At 61.7% G+C, this 18,838-nt stretch carries 14 protein-coding genes; 3 read left to right on the forward strand and 11 right to left on the reverse strand.

The annotated features are described in order from the left end of the window. Positions 1-4 precede the first annotated feature (4 nt). Positions 5-3,298 carry an efflux RND transporter permease subunit gene (locus P3T20_RS01535; RefSeq protein ID WP_074268892.1) on the forward strand — a complete coding sequence of 1,098 codons (3,294 nt, stop codon included), beginning with the start codon at positions 5-7 and terminating at the stop codon, positions 3,296-3,298. Positions 3,299-3,398: 100 nt separating this feature from the next. Here the strand turns inward: P3T20_RS01535 and P3T20_RS01540 are convergent, their stop codons facing one another. The 3 genes from P3T20_RS01540 to P3T20_RS01550 form a co-directional block, all read right to left on the reverse strand. After that, complete coding sequence (locus P3T20_RS01540) at positions 3,399-4,859, reverse strand: amino acid permease (protein ID WP_074268893.1); 1,461 nt, start codon at positions 4,857-4,859, stop codon at positions 3,399-3,401. A 186-nt stretch (positions 4,860-5,045) separates the two neighbouring features. Further along, positions 5,046-5,717 carry a GntR family transcriptional regulator gene (locus P3T20_RS01545; RefSeq protein ID WP_074268894.1) on the reverse strand — a complete coding sequence of 224 codons (672 nt, stop codon included), beginning with the start codon at positions 5,715-5,717 and terminating at the stop codon, positions 5,046-5,048. Between the two features lie 96 nt (positions 5,718-5,813). Beyond that, a complete protein-coding gene (locus P3T20_RS01550; RefSeq protein ID WP_074268895.1) occupies positions 5,814-6,644 on the reverse strand; it encodes a MipA/OmpV family protein in 831 nt (276 codons plus the stop codon). Between the two features lie 414 nt (positions 6,645-7,058). Here P3T20_RS01550 and P3T20_RS01555 point away from each other — a divergent pair, with 414 nt between their 5' ends. Further along, the gene (locus P3T20_RS01555; protein ID WP_074268896.1) at positions 7,059-8,156 is read left to right on the forward strand and encodes a porin; all 1,098 of its coding nucleotides are present in this window, start codon (positions 7,059-7,061) and stop codon (positions 8,154-8,156) included. Positions 8,157-8,269: 113 nt separating this feature from the next. Here the strand turns inward: P3T20_RS01555 and P3T20_RS01560 are convergent, their stop codons facing one another. Both P3T20_RS01560 and P3T20_RS01565 read right to left on the reverse strand, forming a co-directional pair. Then, positions 8,270-9,136 carry a class I SAM-dependent methyltransferase gene (locus tag P3T20_RS01560; protein WP_429285841.1) on the reverse strand — a complete coding sequence of 289 codons (867 nt, stop codon included), beginning with the start codon at positions 9,134-9,136 and terminating at the stop codon, positions 8,270-8,272. Between the two features lie 54 nt (positions 9,137-9,190). After that, positions 9,191-10,084 carry an AraC family transcriptional regulator gene (locus tag P3T20_RS01565; RefSeq protein ID WP_074268898.1) on the reverse strand — a complete coding sequence of 298 codons (894 nt, stop codon included), beginning with the start codon at positions 10,082-10,084 and terminating at the stop codon, positions 9,191-9,193. A 153-nt stretch (positions 10,085-10,237) separates the two neighbouring features. On the opposite strand from P3T20_RS01565, the gene P3T20_RS01570 reads away from it, so the two are divergent. Next, the gene (locus P3T20_RS01570; protein WP_074268899.1) at positions 10,238-11,008 is read left to right on the forward strand and encodes an SDR family NAD(P)-dependent oxidoreductase; all 771 of its coding nucleotides are present in this window, start codon (positions 10,238-10,240) and stop codon (positions 11,006-11,008) included. Between the two features lie 59 nt (positions 11,009-11,067). Here P3T20_RS01570 and P3T20_RS01575 read toward each other — a convergent pair whose 3' ends face one another. The 6 genes from P3T20_RS01575 to P3T20_RS01600 form a co-directional block, all read right to left on the reverse strand. Further along, positions 11,068-12,990: a PAS domain S-box protein gene (locus tag P3T20_RS01575; protein WP_429285842.1), complete on the reverse strand. Its 1,923-nt coding sequence runs from the start codon at positions 12,988-12,990 to the stop codon at positions 11,068-11,070. 169 nt (positions 12,991-13,159) lie between these two features. After that, complete coding sequence (locus P3T20_RS01580; protein ID WP_429285843.1) at positions 13,160-14,524, reverse strand: sensor histidine kinase; 1,365 nt, start codon at positions 14,522-14,524, stop codon at positions 13,160-13,162. After that, positions 14,514-15,191: a response regulator transcription factor gene (locus tag P3T20_RS01585; protein ID WP_074268902.1), complete on the reverse strand. Its 678-nt coding sequence runs from the start codon at positions 15,189-15,191 to the stop codon at positions 14,514-14,516. Before P3T20_RS01585 ends, P3T20_RS01580 begins: the two co-directional genes overlap by 11 nt. 20 nt (positions 15,192-15,211) lie before the next feature. Continuing rightward, positions 15,212-16,537: an MFS transporter gene (locus P3T20_RS01590; protein WP_429285844.1), complete on the reverse strand. Its 1,326-nt coding sequence runs from the start codon at positions 16,535-16,537 to the stop codon at positions 15,212-15,214. 92 nt (positions 16,538-16,629) lie between these two features. Continuing rightward, positions 16,630-17,649, reverse strand: coding sequence for an ABC transporter substrate-binding protein (locus P3T20_RS01595; RefSeq protein ID WP_429285845.1), 1,020 nt, complete (start codon positions 17,647-17,649; stop codon positions 16,630-16,632). A 155-nt stretch (positions 17,650-17,804) separates the two neighbouring features. Next, positions 17,805-18,722: a LysR family transcriptional regulator gene (locus P3T20_RS01600; RefSeq protein ID WP_429285846.1), complete on the reverse strand. Its 918-nt coding sequence runs from the start codon at positions 18,720-18,722 to the stop codon at positions 17,805-17,807. Positions 18,723-18,838: the final 116 nt, after the last annotated feature.

Here is an 18,838-nt window from a genome sequence, read left to right on the forward strand (position 1 = left end):
TCCCATGCCAAAGTTTTTTATCGATCGCCCAGTCTTTGCCTGGGTGATCCCGATTCTCATCTGCCTGATAGGGGTGATTTCGATGCTGAATCTCGGCATCGACTCCTATCCGGACATCGCGCCGCCAGAAGTAACGGTCACGGCAACTTACCCTGGCGCCAGCGCGGCGACCATGGAATCGACCGTGACCCAGGTGATCGAGCAGCAGCTGACCGGCATCGACAACCTGCTGTACTTCAACTCGGCATCCAATTCCAACGGCACTGTCACCATTACGCTGAGCTTTGCGACCGGCACCAATCCGGATACGGCGGAAGTGCAGGTGCAGAACAAGGTTGCGCTGGCCCAGCCGCTGCTGCCGGCCGCGGTGACCCAGCAAGGTGTGGTGGTCGCCAAGGCGAGCCCTGACATTCTGCTGTTCATCTCGCTGCAGTCGAGCAACCCCGCCATCGACGCTTACCGTCTGAGCGACATCGTCGCCTCGCAGATCCAGCCGGTGATTGCGCGGGTCAACGGCGTGGGCAACACGTTCGAGCTGGGATCGGAATACGCCGTGCGCATCTGGCTGAATCCGGACAAGCTGCAAGGCTATGGCCTGTCCACGACCCAGGTGCTCAACGCCGTGAGCGCACAGAACGCGCAGTTCGCCACGGGTTCGCTCGGTGCCGATCCGGCAGTCAAGGGCCAGGTCTTCACCGCGACGGTGTCCGGCGATTCGCTGTTCTCCTCGATCAAGCAGTTCAACAACATCATCCTGCTCACCAACAATAACGGCACGGTGGTCAGGCTGAGCGATGTTGCACGCATCACCTTCGGTGCGCAAAGCTACGGCTCGGCGGCGGTCTATAAGGGCAAGGCTGCCGGCGGTATGGGCGTCTACCTGCTGCCGGGCGCCAACGCTCTTGCCGTCGCCAAGGCGGTGAAGGCCGAAATGGGCGTGCTCGCCAAGGATCTGCCGCCGGGCGTCACCTGGAATGTGCCTTACGACACGACACCGTTCATTACCGCTTCGATTACCGATGTGGTGCGTACGCTGATCGAGGCCATTGCGCTCGTGTTCGTGGTGATGCTGATCTTCCTGCAGAACCTGCGGGCCACGATCATTCCGACGCTCGTCATTCCGGTCGCGCTGCTGGGCACGTTTATCGGCCTCTCGCTGCTGCATTACACGCTGAACCAGCTGACGCTGTTCGGGATGGTGCTCGCCATCGGCATTGTGGTGGACGATGCGATCGTCGTGATCGAGAACGTCGAGCGCATCATGACCGAGGAGAACCTCCAGCCTCGAGAGGCGACCCGCAAGGCGATGGGCCAGATTACCGGCGCCATCATCGCGATCACCGTGGTGCTGTCCGCCGTGTTCATCCCTTCCGCTTTGCAGCCTGGCGCCACCGGCATCATCTATGCGCAGTTCGCGCTGACCATTGCGGTCTCGATGGCGATGTCGGCGTTCCTCGCCATGTCGTTCACGCCAGCCCTTTGTGCCGCGATTCTCAAACCGACGGATCACCACAAAAAGAATGTCGTGTTCCGCTGGTTCGACAAGGGCTTCGACCGGGTCAACGCAACCTACTTCAGGCAGATCGGCGGCGCGGTACGTCACGCGCCGCGCTGGATGATCGTGTTCCTGCTGCTGGTTCTGCTGACGGGCTTCCTGTACACCCGTCTGCCGACCAGCTTTGTGCCGGACGAAGATCAGGGCTTTATCCTCGCCCTCGTCAATCTGCCGACTGGCGCCACGCTGCAGCGCACGGATGCGGCGATGACCGCGATGTCGGAGAAGCTCGAGCATAGTGCGATCGCCAAGGACATCGACAGCGTGTTCCAGGTCGAAGGGTTCAGCTTCGTCGGCAGTAGCGAGAACGTCGGCATGGCGTTTATCAAGTTGACCGACTGGGGCCAGCGCTCGCAAACCGCGATGCAGCTCATTCCGCAGGTCAACAGGCTCTTGCATGGCCAGCAGGACGCGCAGATCTTCGCCGTCAATCTCCCGACCATCCGCGGCTTGAGCCAGTTCGGCGGTGTCGACATGTATCTGCAGGCGCGTGCGGGCCAGTCGCGTGCGGAACTGGCGAAGGCGGAAGGCATCCTGCTGGCCAATGCTGCCAAAAATCCGACGCTGTACGGCATTCGTCCCAATTCGCTGCCCGAAGCGCCGCAGTTGCAGGTGTCTGTCGATCGTGTGCAGGCGCAGGCCATGGGGCTGTCGCTCACGGATGTCTACAACTCCATCCAGATGGAGCTCGCGCCGTTCTATGTGAATCAGTTCACTTATGGCGGCCGGGTCAAGCGCGTGTATCTGCAGGCCGATGCCCCGTACCGGATGGGCGTGGACGCGTTCGAGCACATCTACACGCCGAGTGGCATCACCAGCGCATCGACGGGCGCGACCAGTACAGCCACGAGCACGACCAACACCAGTGGCTATCTGACCAACGTCAACCCCTCGGCAACCGATACCTCGCTGAGCCCGTACAACATGGTCCCGTTGTCCAGCGTGGTGAAGTCGCACTGGGATGTGGGTCCGGTCGCGCTGCCGCGCTATAACGGCTACTCGGCAATCGAAATCGTGGGCAACCCTGCGCCGGGCTATTCCACGGGTCAGGCCATGGATGCGGTCCAGAAAATCATCAACACCCAATTGCCATCGGGTTTCGCCGCGGACTGGACGGGTCAGTCCTACCAGGAAATCATCGCCGGCAATTCGGCAACGTTGCTGATGATCCTGTCGATCGTGGTGGTGTTCCTGTGTCTCGCGGCCCTGTACGAAAGCTGGTCGATTCCGGTCGCCGTGCTGCTGGTGGTGCCGCTGGGCATGCTCGGTATGTTGTCGTTCTGTCTGTTGACCGGCGTGCCTAACGACATCTACTTCAAGATCGGTCTTGTCACCGTGATCGGTCTGGCTGCGAAGAACGCCATTCTGATCGTGGAGTTCGCGGTGGAAGGACAGGCCCACGGCATGACGCTTTACGATGCCGTGCTGACCGCGGGCAAGCAGCGCTTGCGCCCGATCCTGATGACCTCGATGGCCTTCATTCTTGGGGTATTGCCGCTCGTGCTGTCGTCAGGGGCTGGCGCCTCTTCCCGGCATGAAATCGGCACGGGCGTGATTGGCGGGATGATCTTTGCGACCTTCTTCGGGCTCTTGCTGATCCCGGTGTTTTACGTGGTCGTGCGGCGTGTGCTGGGCGATAAGCTCGACGAGGTCTCGCACAGGCTGCCGCACCATGGTGGAGATGATGCAGGTGGCACAGGCGGCACGGGTGGCACAACGGCCACAGGTGACGCGAATCCCTGAGACGGGGTCTCCGTGATCTGAAACGCCTCGGTGCTACCGAACGGGCGTTGCCGGCAGAGATGCGCGGCAACGCCCGTTTTTTATTGAGGCTCGTCAGCGGTCAGTGACGCTCGGGAAAGCGCAGCTTCGAATGATTGCGGCCGTACGAAAAATAGATGATCAAGCCGATCACCAGCCACACGACGAGCCGCATCCACGTGACGAGCGGCAGTCCCACCATCAGCAACAGGCAGAACAGAATCCCCAGCACCGGCACGATCGGCACGCCCGGGGCCCGGAACGGGCGCGAAGCGCCGGAGTCGCTGCGCCGCAAATAGATCACGGCGCCGCAGACGAGAATGAACGCGAACAGCGTGCCGATGCTGACCATCTCGCCCAGCACGCTGATCGGCGTCAGCGCCGCCACGATGGCGACGATCGTGCCGATCATGATCTGGCTCAGATGCGGAGTCTGAAGACGCGGATGAACCCGCGCGAAAAGCGGCGGCAGCAAACCGTCCTGCGACATCGTGAAGAAGATCCGGCTCTGTCCATACAGCAGCACGAGAATCACGGTGGTGAGCCCCGTCAGCGCGCCGATCTTGATCAGGACTGAGAACCATGTGAGGCCGATGGCATCCACGCCCTTGGCGATCGGATCAGGCACGTTCAGATCCGCGTACGGTACGAGCCCGGTGAGGACCCCGGCGACGAGGATATACAGCACGGTACAGATAATCAGGGATCCCAGGATACCGATCGGCATGTCGGTCTGCGGCTTTCTCGCCTCCTGCGCTGCGGTGGATACTGCATCGAAACCGATGAACGCGAAAAACACCACGGCCGAGCCACGCAGAATGCCGCTCATGCCGAAGTTGCCGAACTCCCCTGTATTCGCCGGAATGAACGGATGCCAGTTGGCCGGCTTGATGAAAAACATCCCCAGCGCGATGAAGGCCACCACCACGATCAGCTTGACCGCCACCATGATGTTGTTGAGCCGTGCGGACTCCTTCGTACCGAGCACCAGCATCGTAGTCAGGATGGCGATGATCACGATGGCCGGCAGATTGACGATACCTGTGGCCGTGGTGCCGTCGGCGAGCTTGATGATGGTGCCGGGGGCGGTCGACAGGGTCGGCGGGATGTTGATTCCCGCGTTATGCAGCAGACTCACGATATAACCGGACCAGCCGACTGCGACGGTCGCGGCGCCCATTGCATATTCGAGGATCAGGTCCCAGCCGATGATCCACGCGAAGATCTCGCCGAGGGTTGCATAGGTGTACGTATAGCTGCTGCCGCATACGGGCAGCATGGCAGCCAGTTCCGAGTAGCACAGGCCAACGAACGCGCACGCAATGCCACCGAGGATGAACGAAAGAATGATGCCCGGGCCGGCGAACTGCGCCGCCGCGGTGCCGGTCAGGACAAAGATGCCGGCGCCGATGATGGCGCCGATTCCCATCGCTGTGATGCTGGTGGCGCCCAGCGTTTTCGACAGCGAGTGGCCTCCCTCCGTATCCGCGCTTCCGACGATATCGGCGACGGATTTCCGTGCCATGTAGCTCGTATCAGCCATGATGAGTCGTCCCGTTCAAATGGTTTTTGGACGCGAACCGACTCGGCTTGCTTCGGCCCGCGAAGCACGACAAAAGCATCTGTTACCGAATACTGGCAGGGCTAAGGTGGAGAGAAAGTGGAATTAAGTGTAGTCCGAATCAGAAGTAAAGTGAAATAACGGCTCGGCGCCGCTTGCAGAGTCTTGTCAGCCCTGGTCCGTCTCGAGCATCCTCATCGCGGCTTTTTCCGCATTCGCCACGTGTAGCCGGGCGGCCGCCTCTGCAGCTTGCGCATCGCGCGCCTTGAGCGCTTTGTAGAGCTTGTCGATTTCCCGCAAGCTGGCTGGCAGGCGGTCGGGATGCATCAGGGACGTGGCGCGTAGCAGATTGACGCGTGAATAGAGGCTCGTCAGGATCTCCTTGATCAGGCCGTTGCCGCAGTTGCCGAGCAGCACGTCATACAGGTCGCCCTTGGCCTTCAGCACGGCATCCTGATTGCCGGAGTGTGCCGCCACCTTCAATGCCTGGGCGCGCTCGCCAAATTGTGCGATCGCCGCATCGTCGGCGTGACGGGTAAACTCGGCGGCGGCAAATCCTTCGAGCAGGCCGCGGATCGCATACAGCTCGGTCGCTTCCTCCCTGGAAATGACCGCGACAGTCGGCCCCTTGTGCGGCACAATGCGCACCAGCTTCTCGGCTTCGAGCCGGCGCAGCGCTTCGCGGATCGACGTGCGGCTCACGCTCAACGACTCGCAGAGTTCACGCTCGATCAGGCGCGCCCCAGGCGCAAAGCGTCCCGACATGATCGCCTGCCGGAGCACGTGCTCCACCTGGTGACGTAGCGTCTCAGGCCGTATCAGCTCCATATCGGCTGCCATGATTGTATTCCCGTCTGACAATTCACATGGCTGCTATGGTACTCGAATCCCTGTGACAGGCAAAATCCCCGGCAGGAACCGGGGCTGAGGCTTCGCTCAGAACCGGTAGCTCGAGAACAACCCATATGTGAGCTGGGTTTTCTTCTCGACAATGGGACTCCCGCTGACATCGCCGCGGAGCCTGGCGGCGATCACGGTAGCGCCCACGTCCCATTGCCTGGAAAGCCTGTAGTCAGCCTTGACGGAGACGTTCAGCGAAGCGACGCCCGCCCCCGGCGCGTATTCAGGCAGACCGGAACGCTGGCTCTGGCCGGGGTCGACACCGTAGAAAGTCCGGTTGTACTGGCTGCTGCCCCACGTCAGTCCGGGCCCAGCGCTCAACGTGAGCGCGTCCACCGGCTGATACTTTCCTTCCAGGCCCAAGGTGGCCACCGTGCCCTCGTGCTTGCCGAGAATGTCGGTCATGACGCTGCCGCGCGCCGTGAACCAGTCGAGCGTATAGCTGCCGAACAGGCCGGCATGGGCGGTACGGGAGATGTCGCCGATGCCTTGCAGGCGTGCATCGTCGGACTGGTCGCGCGGCTGGATGAAATCGTACGACAGCAACGCGGCGAGCTGCCAATGCGAGTCCTTATAGAGGTAGGCACCCATCCCCAGCGGCGTATTTGCCTCGGGCACCGTACCGATGAAATAACGCCCGTTGCTCGCGCCGAGTAACGGAATCGGCTCAAATTTGCGATCGCTCGCGCCCGGATATTCGGGCAGGCTCAAAACTCCCGTGCCGACGGTGAAATGCCAACCGTCGGGCAACATCGCGTTCGGCGATGCGGGCGCTGTAACGTCATCAGCCATAGCGTCAATCGAACCGGCACACAGTATTGCGCCGAGTAACAGATATTTTGAATAATGATGGACGCGTACTTTCATCGAAATCTCCGGGCTGGAAGCTCATGACTTCAGCCGATCAGGGAAGGGAAGCGGCATGATGCGCAGCGCGGGCATGGGCGGCCAGCCGCTTGCGATGAAACGACGGGAGGTGGCGCGAGAAGGGATAAAGACGGCGCGAGTCGCGGGAGGCTTTCAATCAAAAAAGCCGTCAACCGGTTTCAACAAAAAAACGACATTTATCGTTCGAAGCTATTACCGCTGTAATCGTTGAAACGGCTTTATCGTAAAATCAGCCCGCGGCGGTAAGGGGTATTAACAAAGCCATCGCGCTGCACAAAAATAGTCACGGATCTTCATAATCAGATCCCTCGACAAAAACTCGCTCAGCTGCGTGCGCTCGCCTCGAAGACCGCCTAAACAAATTTTCAAACAATAGAAAAGATGGAGAGACGGATGAAAAAATTCCACCTGATGGCGAGTTCCGGCGCAGCCGCTGCAGCACTCGCAATGTTCGCGCCCAGCGCATTCGCCCAAAGTTCAGTCACGCTGTACGGCCTCGTCGATACGACGGTTCGTTACCTGTCGAATGCAAATGCGAACAACGACGGCCAGGTTGCGATGGGAGAAGGCGTCGAAACACCGAGCCGGTGGGGCTTGAAGGGTACCGAAGACCTGGGCGGCGGCCTCTCGGCCGTGTTCCGGTTGGAGAACCAGTTCCAGCTCTGGTCAGGCAAGCTCGATAACAGCAGCAACCAGTTGTTCCAGCGTCAGGCGTACGTCGGGCTGTCGAGCAGCCAGTACGGCACGGTGACGTTGGGCCGCCAGCAGACGCCGTTCTTCGAGCAGATGGGCAACACCTACGACCCGTTGACCGTCGCCGACTTCTGGCAGGACAGCTACGTGTATAACCCGGTCGGCCCGTTCCTGTTCACGAACAGCTCGGTCAAGTACAGCGGCACGTTCGCCGGCCTGACGGTCGAGGGCATGTACGGCTTCGGCGGCGTGCCGGGCAGCGTCGGCTCGAACAGCATGTACGGCTTGACGGCTTCGTACTCGATTGGACCGCTGTCGGCCGACGTCGGCTTCCAGCAGAATGACGTCGAGGGCAAGAAATTCAACATCGTCAACGTAAGCACCGTGTATGCGTTCACCCCGGCCGTGAAGGTGCTTGCGGGCTGGCTGCATTCGCAGGACGAAACCGGTACGGCCGACTTCGCCCAGCAGCAGGTCGGCGCGCCGTTGCTGGCATCCGCGAGCCCGGACCGTATTGACGACAGCTTCTATGTCGGTTCGAGCTGGCAAGTGACCTCGCCGCTGACGTTGACAGTAGCGGGCTACTACGATCACGCCCGCAACGCGGCGTTCCTCGACGGCGCGCTCGGCGTCGGTATCAACTACTCGGCCACGGTGCTCGCCGAGTATGCGCTGTCCAAGCGCACCGAGGTCTACGGCACGGTCGACTTCACCCGCGGCAACGGCGCGTTCCTCTCCGACTACCCGGGCCGCAACAACCAGACCGGCGTCGCAGTCGGCCTGCGAAATCTGTTCTAAATCCGCAGCATCTCCGCGAGGTGGCTGAAACGGCCGCCTCGCGGACGATCCTTTGCTGCTGGCCTCACCCTCTGAAGGCATCGCGTCAACAATGGCGCTCCAGGGAATGCACGCTAACTGCTGGTCGTTGCGACCAGCAGTTCCTCAGCGTTGTTCGGCGGGCGCAAGCCATCGGTCCTGCCGGCGAAGTAGCGTTGTGTCAGATCAGCCGCGGATACGTGCCGTGCTTCTTCAAAGCCCGCTTCGCAGGCCATTTCCCGGATCTCCGCCGGGGTGAAGAAACTCACGAAAGGCGTACCGCTTGCCCGCGCGCCCTTCTCCGCCATCTCGAGCCCGGGTCGCACCTCCGGGTCCGCCAGTTCCAGCGGTAGCAGAAACGTCATGGCGAGCGTCGACCCTCGGGCGAGCGCCGCCACTTCGCGCAACGTGGCCGAGTTCGCCTCTTTGCTGAGATAAATGCTGACGCCCGTCGACACGACAATGGCCGGCTGGCTCTCATCGAAACCGGCGGACACGAGCCCTTCCCGCCAGCTTCCCCCCGCCTCGAAGTCCACTGGCACGAAACGTAACCAGTCCGGCACGCCGAAGCCGAGTTCGATCAGGCGCTGACGCTTCCATGCCTGCGGGCCGGGCTGATCGATCTCGAAGACCTTGAGATGGGACGCAATCTCCGGGCGCCGCTGCGCGAAGCTGTCGAGGCCGGCGCCGAGAATCACATACTGACCGACGCCGCGGCCGGCCTGTTCCACGACCAGATCCTCGATGAAGCGGGCACGCGCCACGATCGAGGCGCGAAACGGCCGCGTGAACTGCGGGTCCATGTCACCACGGCTGCGCCAGTTCTCGTCCGGCGACAGCAGCTTGAGGCCGATCTCGTCTTCCAGCACATGCGGCAGCGAGTCGGACTGGACATGCAGTGCACGCCACAACGCGACTCGCGCTGCGGTGCTGTCGGGTGCGATATCGTGCCCGTCGGTCATGACTGTGGCTCCTGTGGGTTCGTGTTCGTCTGGACAAAAAAACGATGCGCAACGCTAGGCCACGACCGTCTTCAATGAGGCGATATCGCGCCGGGGCGGCGCGCCAAACATGCGCGCGTATTCACGGCTGAATTGCGATGCGCTTTCGTAGCCCACCTGATACGCGGCCACTTCGGCGTTGGCGTCCCCTGTCACCATCAGATGACGCGCTTCGAGCAGGCGTAGCTGCTTCTGGTATTGCAGCGGCGTCATCGAGGTGAGCGCCTTGAATTGCCTATGGAATGCGGAGGGACTCATTTGCGCCACGGCCGCCAGTTCCTCGATGCGGATCGTCTCGGCGAACTGGTCCCGTAACGTATGGATCGCTGTAACCACTCTCTGCGCATGACTGTTCGCCAGCACAACCTTGGCGACCTCGCCGCCATGAGGCCCCGTCAGCAGCCAATAGCAGATCTCCCGCATGATCATCGGCGCGAGGATGGGAATCGCCCGCGGCGTATCGAGCAGACGCACCATACGCAGCACGCAGTCGGCAAGCGGACCGTCGAAGTCGGTGACAAATACACCGCGGCCCAGATTGTCTTCCAGTTCGGGCGGCGCCTCGAGACGCTCCATCACATCGCGCATCACCGCAAGGTCGAATTGAATCACGATGGCGAGGAACGGTTCGGCTGGACTCGCCTCAACCACCCTGCTGAATGCCGGCATCTCGACGCTAACGACCAGCGCTCGCCCTGCCGGATAGTCGTAGCGCCGGTCGCCGAAAGTCGTCCACTTGGTGCCTTGCACGACGACACACAACGCGGGCTTCATGATCAGATGAGACGCAGGCTTTTCATGATCCGCGCGGAGGATGGCCATTCCATCAATCGCGGTAATGAACGGGCTCCCCTTACCGGCCTGCTGATCGGTATAGCGTTTGACCGCTTCAATCAAGGCATTGGACATATGCATTCCCTCCTTTCCTGAATGGTACATGCTCACGTATCCAAAGGAGGGGCTCCGAGCAGGATCAGGCAAGAAGCGAAGCAGTTCGGGCATTCAGTGTCCCGGGCGGCCGGAATAAGCTTGACTCCTGTTCAACCGGAAGTGGAGCACAGCATGACCGCAGGAAATACAGGCACAAAAATCGCAATCGTTACTGGAGGCAGTCGCGGTCTGGGACGTAATACGGTGATCAACCTTGCGCGGCGCGGCGTCAATTCGCTCTTCACCTATCGCGCGAATCGGGCAGAAGCCGACAAGGTCGTCAGCCTCGTGGCAGAGGCGGGGCAAAAGGCCATTGCACTGCCGCTCGATACCGGCAAGGTGACCGCGTTCGACGCCTTCGTGGAACAGGTTCGAAAGTCGCTTCCCGAGTTGGGCGCCGAGCGTTTCGACTTCCTCGTCAACAACGCCGGCACTTCGAATCACACCCCATTCGAGAAGACGACCGAGGAAGAACTCGACGGTCTCTACAACGTCCATTTCAAGGGCGTTTTCTTTCTCACGCAAAAACTTCTGCCGCTCATCAACGATGGTGGCCGCATCGTGAATATCTCTTCGGGACTAACCCGTGTCGCTTTTCCGGGCAGCGGGTCGTACGCGTCCATGAAGGGCGCGGTCGAAGTGCTGACCCGTTATCTCGCGAAGGAACTCGGTCCTCGCAAGATCGCCGTCAACACCGTCGCTCCGGGCGCGGTCGCGACCGACTTCAGCGGCGGCATGGTGCGCGACAATCCCGAGATTAACAAGCGCGTGGCGGAAGCGACCGCGCTCGGCCGCGCGGGCGTGCCCGACGACATCGGCCCGATGATCGCCTCGCTGCTGTCCGAGGATAACCGCTGGGTCAATGCCCAGCGTATCGAAGTCGCCGGCGGCATGGTGATCTGAGACGAGGCGCTCGTGCCCGGTTAGCCCCTCTGCGTACCAAGGGCTACCCAGCCGCCTGCTCAACCAGCGCGCAAGGCCTTAGCGAGATCGGCGAGGCGATACGGCTTGTGGACGAACGTGAACTCGCCGAGCTCGCCATGTTCGCGGCGCAGCACCGCAAGTGGATAGCCCGAGGCAAGCACGATCTTGACAGCCGGAAACTGCTCGCGAACCAGCCGCGCCAGCTCCAGTCCACTGATTCCGTGCGACATCACGATGTCGCTAAAGAGAATGTCGATCCGCGAACGCCGCATCAGGATATCGACGGCGTCCAGGCCATTACTGGCCGTCACCACCTCGTAGCCGATGCTTTGAAACAGCTCGGACGCGGCGGCCAGCAGGTCAGGCTCGTCTTCCACAAGCAGGACGGTTTCCGCCGTCAGATGCGCTGAATAGTCCTTGGCAGGGACGGGAGCGCCCGCTATGGCGGGAAGATAGATCTCGATCGTCGTGCCATTGCCGCCCACGCTGCGGATCACAACATCGCCGCCCGACTGGGTAATGAACCCATACACCTGGCTCAAGCCGAGTCCCGTCCCTTTGCCTATCTCCTTCGTGGTAAAGAACGGCTCAAACGCTCGTGCAGCAACTTCGGGCGACATGCCCGTGCCGGTGTCCGATACCGCCGCCCTGATATAAGTGCCGGCCGGAAGTCCTCCGACGTCGCCAACCTTGAGCTCGACGCGCTCAGTGCTGATCGCGATTGTTCCGCCCCCGGGCATCGCATCGCGCGCATTCACTACCAGGTTCAGCAAGGCGGCCTCGAAACGTGCAGCGTCCAACAGCACCACCGTCTGCTCCGCGGCCAACTCGACCTCGAGACTGATTGAGTCGTTCACGGCCCGATGCAGCACCGGTTCGAAGGCCCGGATGATCGTGTTCACGTCATGGGACTCGGCCTTGAGTGGCTGTTGCCGGGCGAACGAGAGAAGCTGCTGGGTCAGCGAGGCACCACGGTCGACGGCACGCTGCATCGCATCCAGCATGCGCGTGTCCAGATGGGTGCGCGATTGTGCGGAGAGCACCTGCAGCCCGTTCGAAATCACGGCCAGCAGATTATTGAAGTCATGCGCGACACCGCCCGTCAGCTGGCCGATCGCCTCCATCTTCTGCGATTGAAACAGCGCGGCATTGGCGCGTTCCAGTGCAGCGGCCGCTTCCTTGCGCTCGGTGATATCGCGAGTCACTTTCGCAAATCCGAGGAGCGTGCCGAATTCGTCGCGGATCGCATCCACCACCACGTTTGCCCAGAAGCGGCTCCCGTCTTTGCGAACCCGCCAGCCCTCCAGTTCCGCCCGGCCGTCGCGCGCCGCCATCGCGAGCGTCAGCGCCGGCACACCGCGGGCGCGATCTTCCTCGGTATAAAAGCGGGAAAAATGCTGACCGACGATCTCGTGTTGCTGATATCCCTTGATACGCGCTGCCCCGGCATTCCAGCTGGTTATTTCTCCGGCGGGGGACAGCAGATAGATGGCGTAGTCCGTGACCCCATGAACAAGGAGACGGAACTGTTGCTCGCTCTTGCGCAACTCTTCCTCAGCCACCTTGCGTTCGGAAATATCACGCGTGATTTTCGCAAATCCCACCAGCTCGCCGGAATTGTCGCGGATGGGATCGACCACAACGCTGGCCCAGAAGCGCGTGCCGTCCTTGCGCACCCGCCATCCCTCGTCTTCGAACTTGCCTTCCTCGAGTGCCGTGCGCAACGCCCGTTCCGGGACGCCGGATGCGCGGTCCTCATCCGTATAGAACTGGGAAAAGTGTTTTCCTATGATCTCGCTGGCGACGTAGCCTTTGAATCTTTGGGCCCCGGCATTCCAGCTGACGATGTAGCCGCGCGTATCCAGCATGTAGATCGCGTAGTCCTTTACGCTGGTCACAAGCAGTTCGAATCGCTGGGCATCGGTCAGTCCGGCGGGCGCTGCGTGATTGTCGGTTGTCATCGTCGTGGGTGGAAAAGTCGATACCTGGCCGGAGACACTCTATCCTGCCAGCGAAGTCAGCACACAACCTCCTATGAGGCAAATTCTAGATCAACCCCACCGGCAGGGGTGGCGTATTACCGATTTTTGACAAGAAACCCGCCTACGCCCCTGAACCTCGTGGGTCAAATCACCCACGTACGGCCGGAAACACCACCGAAGCAGTCAGCCCCACCCCACCGGCGCCATCGCCCAGCACGACTTCGGCCCGATGCGCCCGGGCGATTTCGCGGACGATCGACAATCCGAGCCCGCTGCCCTCCTCGCCGGAGGCCCGAAAGAACGGCTCGAACACCCGGTCGCGTAACTCGGGGCCGATCCCCGGGCCTTCATCCGCGATGGTCAGAACGACCCGGCCGTCCTGCGAGCTCAAGGTAAGCGCGACATGGCCACCGGCTGGCGTGTAACGAATCGCGTTGTCGAGCAGATTGAACAGCAGCACCGAAAGCAGCGGCTCGTTGCCCATCACTTGCCCTGGTTCGTCGAGATGCGCGGACAATTCGACGCGGCGTCGTTGCGCGAGCAATGCGAGCTGTTCAAGTGTCCCGGTCGCAACCACGCGCAGATCGACGGGCGCACCTTCGAAGTCGGCGTAGTCCGCGGCCTCCGCTTGCGCGAGCAGCAACAACTGGTTGGTGAGCGCCACCAGCGACTGGTTGCTGCGGTGCATGGCCAGCAGCGTCTCTTTCAGTTGACCAAGATCGTCCTGGCGTCGCGCGTATTGCAGTTGCGTGCCGAGCAAGGTGAGCGGCGTACGCAACTGATGCGCCGCATCTGCGATAAAGCGCCGCTGCATGGCGGTCTTCCGTTCGATGATATCGAGGCACTGGTTGAACGCGGTGACGATGGGGCGCAACTCATTGCGCAAAGGATCGGCATGCACTCGCAGCGAGGCATTCGGCGCACGCGCCAGCATGTCTTTCGCGAGCCGCATCAATGGCTGCAGTTCGAACGTGAGTCCGACGCAAACCAGCACCACGGCAATCGTCACGATGCCGGCAAAATGCAGCATCTGCGGCCGCCATAGTTCGGTGGCTGCCGCATCGCGTTGCATGAGCGTGCGCCCCACCGAAACGACAACCTGCTTCGTTGCGCCCGAGTCGTACATTGGGCGGATCAGCGACACCGCGCGAATCGGGTGTCCGCTCACCGCTGCGTCATACCAGAGCGGTGTATCGCCCGGCACGCGCAACGGAAAATCCGAGGTGCCCGCAATCGTCGCACCGCCCACTTCGCGAATGCTGAAATACACCTCGTCGCCATACGGCGAACTCAGGATCTCGATCGCGCTCGGCGAGATCTCCGCGTGCAGATAGCCATTTTCCCATTGGATGTCACCGGCCATCACGCGCGCCGACGACAGCAACGCTTCGTCCTGCAACAGGCTCGCTGTGCGCTGCGCGTTGTCGCGAGCGATCAGACCCGCCGCGAAGACATACACGGTCATCGGCAATAGCAGCCACAGCAGAAGCCTTAAGCGCAGGCTATTCGTCATCGGCGCCGTCTTCGAGCAGATAGCCGAGGCCGCGCAGCGTGATGATGGTCGCGGTGCTCTTTTCAAGCTTCTTGCGCAGCCGCGACACGTAGATCTCGATGGCGTCTTCGCTGGTCGCCGTATCGGCGTTGCTGAGCGAATCCGCCAGCAGGGCCTTGGCCACCGTCTTTTTGGCACGCAGGATCAGCGCCTCGAGCACTGCGTGTTCACGCGGCGTCAACGTCAGCGGCTCGCCCTCCACCGCGAACTGGCAGCGGTCCATGTCGTACGTGAGATTGCCGCATTTGAGGCGGTTCGAACGCGACGACGATTGCCGCCGCGCCAGCACCTTCACGCGCGCAACCAGTTCACGCGCATCGAATGGCTTGACGATGTAGTCGTCGGCGCCTGCGCCTAGACAGATCACTTTTTCGTCGACGGCGCCGGTCGCTGTCAGGATCAGCACCGGCGTTGCATCGCCCCGCTCGCGCATACGGCGCAACACGCTCTTGCCAGAGAGCTGCGGCAGATTCAGATCGAGCAGCACGACGTCGTAGGGCACGGCGCGCACGGCGGTGTCGGCCGCTTCGCCATCGCTCACACGGTCGAGCATGAAGCCATCGTCCTGCAGAATCCGCGCGAGCCAGTGCGCGAGCTGATCGTTGTCTTCGACGAGCAGTAGCCTCATCGCCTCTATCCCCAATGCGTTCATGCCGTCCTGTACTGCTCCCGCGACTGGGTCGAACGGTACAGAACGAGCGTTGCGACTATCCCGCACAGCGCAGCAAACGACATCCATGCGCCCGGGGAAGCCTTGTCACCCGTAGTATGAATCAGCCAGGTCGAGATGGCCGGCGTAAACCCGCCGATCACCGTGGCGAGACTGTACGCCATCGAAAAACCGGTGGTCCGCACATGCGCCGGCATAAGCTCCGTCAATGCGACGACCATCGCACCGTTGTACCACGCATAAAGCAGCGACAACCACAGTTCGACCAGCAGCAGACGGGCGAACGACGGTTGCGTCACCATCCATTGCATGACCGGATACGCAGTCAGGATCGCGAGCACGGTGCAGGCGATCAGCACAGGACGACGGCCGATGCGATCGGACACGGCACCGGCGATGGGCAACCAGATGAAATTCGACACGCCCACACAGACCGTGACCAGCAGCGAATCGAGCGAAGACAGCTTCAGCACGACTTTGCCAAACGTCGGCGTGTAGGCCGTGATCAGATAGAACGATGCCGTCGTCATGATGACAAGACCCATGCCGGCGAGGATCAGCCGCGAATGCTGCACCATCGACTTCGCGATCTCGCCCATAGCCGGACGATGGCGGCGCGCGGCGAATTCTTCGGTCTCCTGCAGAGAACGGCGCACGTAGAACAGGAACGGCACGATCAGACAGCCGACGATGAACGGGATACGCCAACCCCATGCGTTCATCTCCGAAGCAGGGATGAGACGGTTGAGCAGCACGCCGAGCGACGCCGCGAACACCACCGCCACCTGCTGGCTCGCGGACTGCCACGAGCAGTAGAAACCGCGATTGCCCTTGGTCGCGATCTCCGACAGGTAGACCGATACGCCACCCAGTTCGACGCCCGCGGAAAAACCCTGCAGCAGCCGTCCAAACAGGACGATAGCGGGCGCGAGAAGACCGATCTGCGCATAGCCCGGCACAAACGCGACGCACGCAGTGCCGACCGCCATCAGCATCAGGGAGAGGATCAAGCCCTTGCGGCGGCCGTGATGGTCGATGTAGGCGCCGAGCACGAGCGCGCCGATCGGACGCATCAGAAAGCCCGCGCCAAACACGGAAAGCGCGAGCATCAACGAGGCGAACTCGTTGCCGGTCGGAAAGAACGTGGCAGCGATTGCGGCCGCGTAATACCCGTACACGGTGAAGTCGTACATCTCGAGAAAATTGCCGCTGGTGACGCGAAACACCGAGCGCAGGCGCGATTCCCTTGAAGCAGCAGGGACGGCAGCGGCAGCCGTTTCGTTCAATGAAGTTGCAGATGTCATGGTGACCTCGATTGGGAGGGACAGGCCCGTGCCCGGCGGCCATCGGGGCAACCAGGTACGGCTTCGTTCAAAGTGGAAATGCGTCGAATGCCTCAGTGGGCCGGTACGGCATTGGCCTCGTCGGCAAAGCGGTTGGTGTAGGTTCGCGCCAGATCGACATGGCGCGGCTCAATGGCCGGATTGACTGCCGCGAGCGCAGCCAGGACCGTTTCGGGCGCGCCGACCGGCATCCTGCCGTCGCGCGAAAACGCTGGCATCGATGCAGCGAGCGTCTGTTGATAGAGCGCCCCGTTCGCGCCGATAAAGTCCTTCGGCAAAACCGCCATGACGTCGCCGGCACTGTGCGATGAAATAAACGCGAGAGCCCGTGTCATCGCGCGGACCAGGTGCCGGGTTTCGTCCGGATGGGTGGCGACCCACTTGCGCTGCGCATACACGCATGCGCCGGCAAAGGGGCCACCCAGCACCGCACGCGTGCCCTCGACGCTGCGCATGTCCACCAGCACCTGCGCGGTGCCGGCGGACAGCAGCCGCGAGGCCGTCGGCTCTTCGATCATGCCGGCGTCGACCGTGCCTTTCGTCATGGCATCGACGAAGCTGTTGTCCGAACCGAGCGGCACGACCGTGTACGAGTTGGTGGTGAGGCCCGCACGCTGCGCGAGATAACGGCTCAGGAAATACGTGGAAGCGCCAAACCCCGTCACACCGAGCCTGCGGCCGTTAGCGTCAGCCATGGTCTGCATCGGCTGCGGCACTTTGGTCGACGCCAGTTCGGCGAGTCCTGCCGCGCGGTTCAGAACGACAATAGCTTCGACTTCGAGACCGCGGCTCTGCAGATCGATCGTATGGTCGTAGATACCCACTGCGCCCTGGACGGCACCCGCGATCAGTTCGGTGGCGGTATCGACGCCGGCCGGTTCCGAGAGAATCTCGACGTCCAGCCCTTCGTCGCGGAAGTAGCCGAGGCGGGCCGCCAGCGTGACCGGCAGATACATGATCTTCGACGCGCCACCCGTCATCAGCGTCAGCTTCTGCGCGTCAGCAGGCGGCGTCCAGCACAGAACCGCGCAAGCGGTCGAAGCTAGCGCCGTGAAGCGGGCGAAGGGTGGCATATCGGAAGGGTCTCCATGGTCAAGGGCGCCGGCCCGCTATCTACGGATCGTCTGGTGCAGCGCTTGCCGCGAGTATAAAAAACCGACGCCTTCTGCCTGCTTTCGGCAGGGAGGAAATGTTGTGGGTGTTTACCCTCGTCCGGCATGAGCGCCGCTCAAGCTCCGTCGGCCCGATCCCACGGAGGCACGCCACCAAACGCATCGACCAGGAAATCGATCACCGCGCGGGTCTTGGCGCTCAGGTGCCGGCGACTGGGGTACAACGCGAGCACGTCGATGTCGGGCAACCGATACTCCGGCAACACCTGAACCAGCTTGCCGACGCGCAGGTCGTTGCCGACCAGAAACGTGGGTTGCCAGATCACGCCTTGCCCAGCGAGTGCGGCTGCGCGCGCCGTATCGCCGTTGTTTGTATGCATGTGACAGTTGACCTTCACGGTGTGAGCCTTGCTGTCGCTGTCGATCAGTTGCCACTCGTCGCCGGTGGCCGCATACGAGTAGCCGATGCATCGATGCTCGATCAGGTCGGCTGGTTTAACGGGGTGTCCGCAACGCGCCAGATAGGTTGGCGACGCACAGAGGATATTTCTCGATGTCGCCAGCTTGCGGGCTGCCTGGTTAGTCGAGCCGGCGCGGGAGATGCGAATGGCGAGGTCATAGCCTTCATCGACAATATCGACGACGCGGTCGATCAACGCCACGTCGAGTTCCACTTCGGGATATTTCCGCATGAACTCGGGCCATAGCGGCGCCAGGTACAGAATCCCAAAGCTCACAGGTGCATTGATGCGCAGACGGCCACGCGGTTCGACCGAGGCCGAGGATACGAGCCCCTCAGTCTCGGCGACATCGTCGAGGATAGATTTGCAGCGCGAGTAAAAGGTCTCGCCGCCCTCGGTAAGAGACAGCCTGCGTGAAGTGCGATTCAGCAGGCGCGTGCCGAGATGCGCTTCCAGTTCATTCACGTAGCGGGTCACGTTGGCAGGCGACGTCTCGAGCACATCGGCTGCGCGCGTGAAGCTGCCGCGGCTCACCACGGTCACGAAGACTTCAAAAGCACGCAGCCTGTCCATGGGGCTCCCCGATCATTCATAAATACTGAATGATATACCCATGTTTTGTGCCTTTCTGCATTTATGGCTGAAGCCTATATTGCTTCTCACGGACCAGGGCATTGGGCACTGGTCAA

Source organism: Paraburkholderia sp. GAS206C (assembly GCF_050435645.1).
In the GTDB taxonomy this organism is placed as follows: Bacteria; Pseudomonadota; Gammaproteobacteria; order Burkholderiales; family Burkholderiaceae; genus Paraburkholderia; species Paraburkholderia phenazinium_B.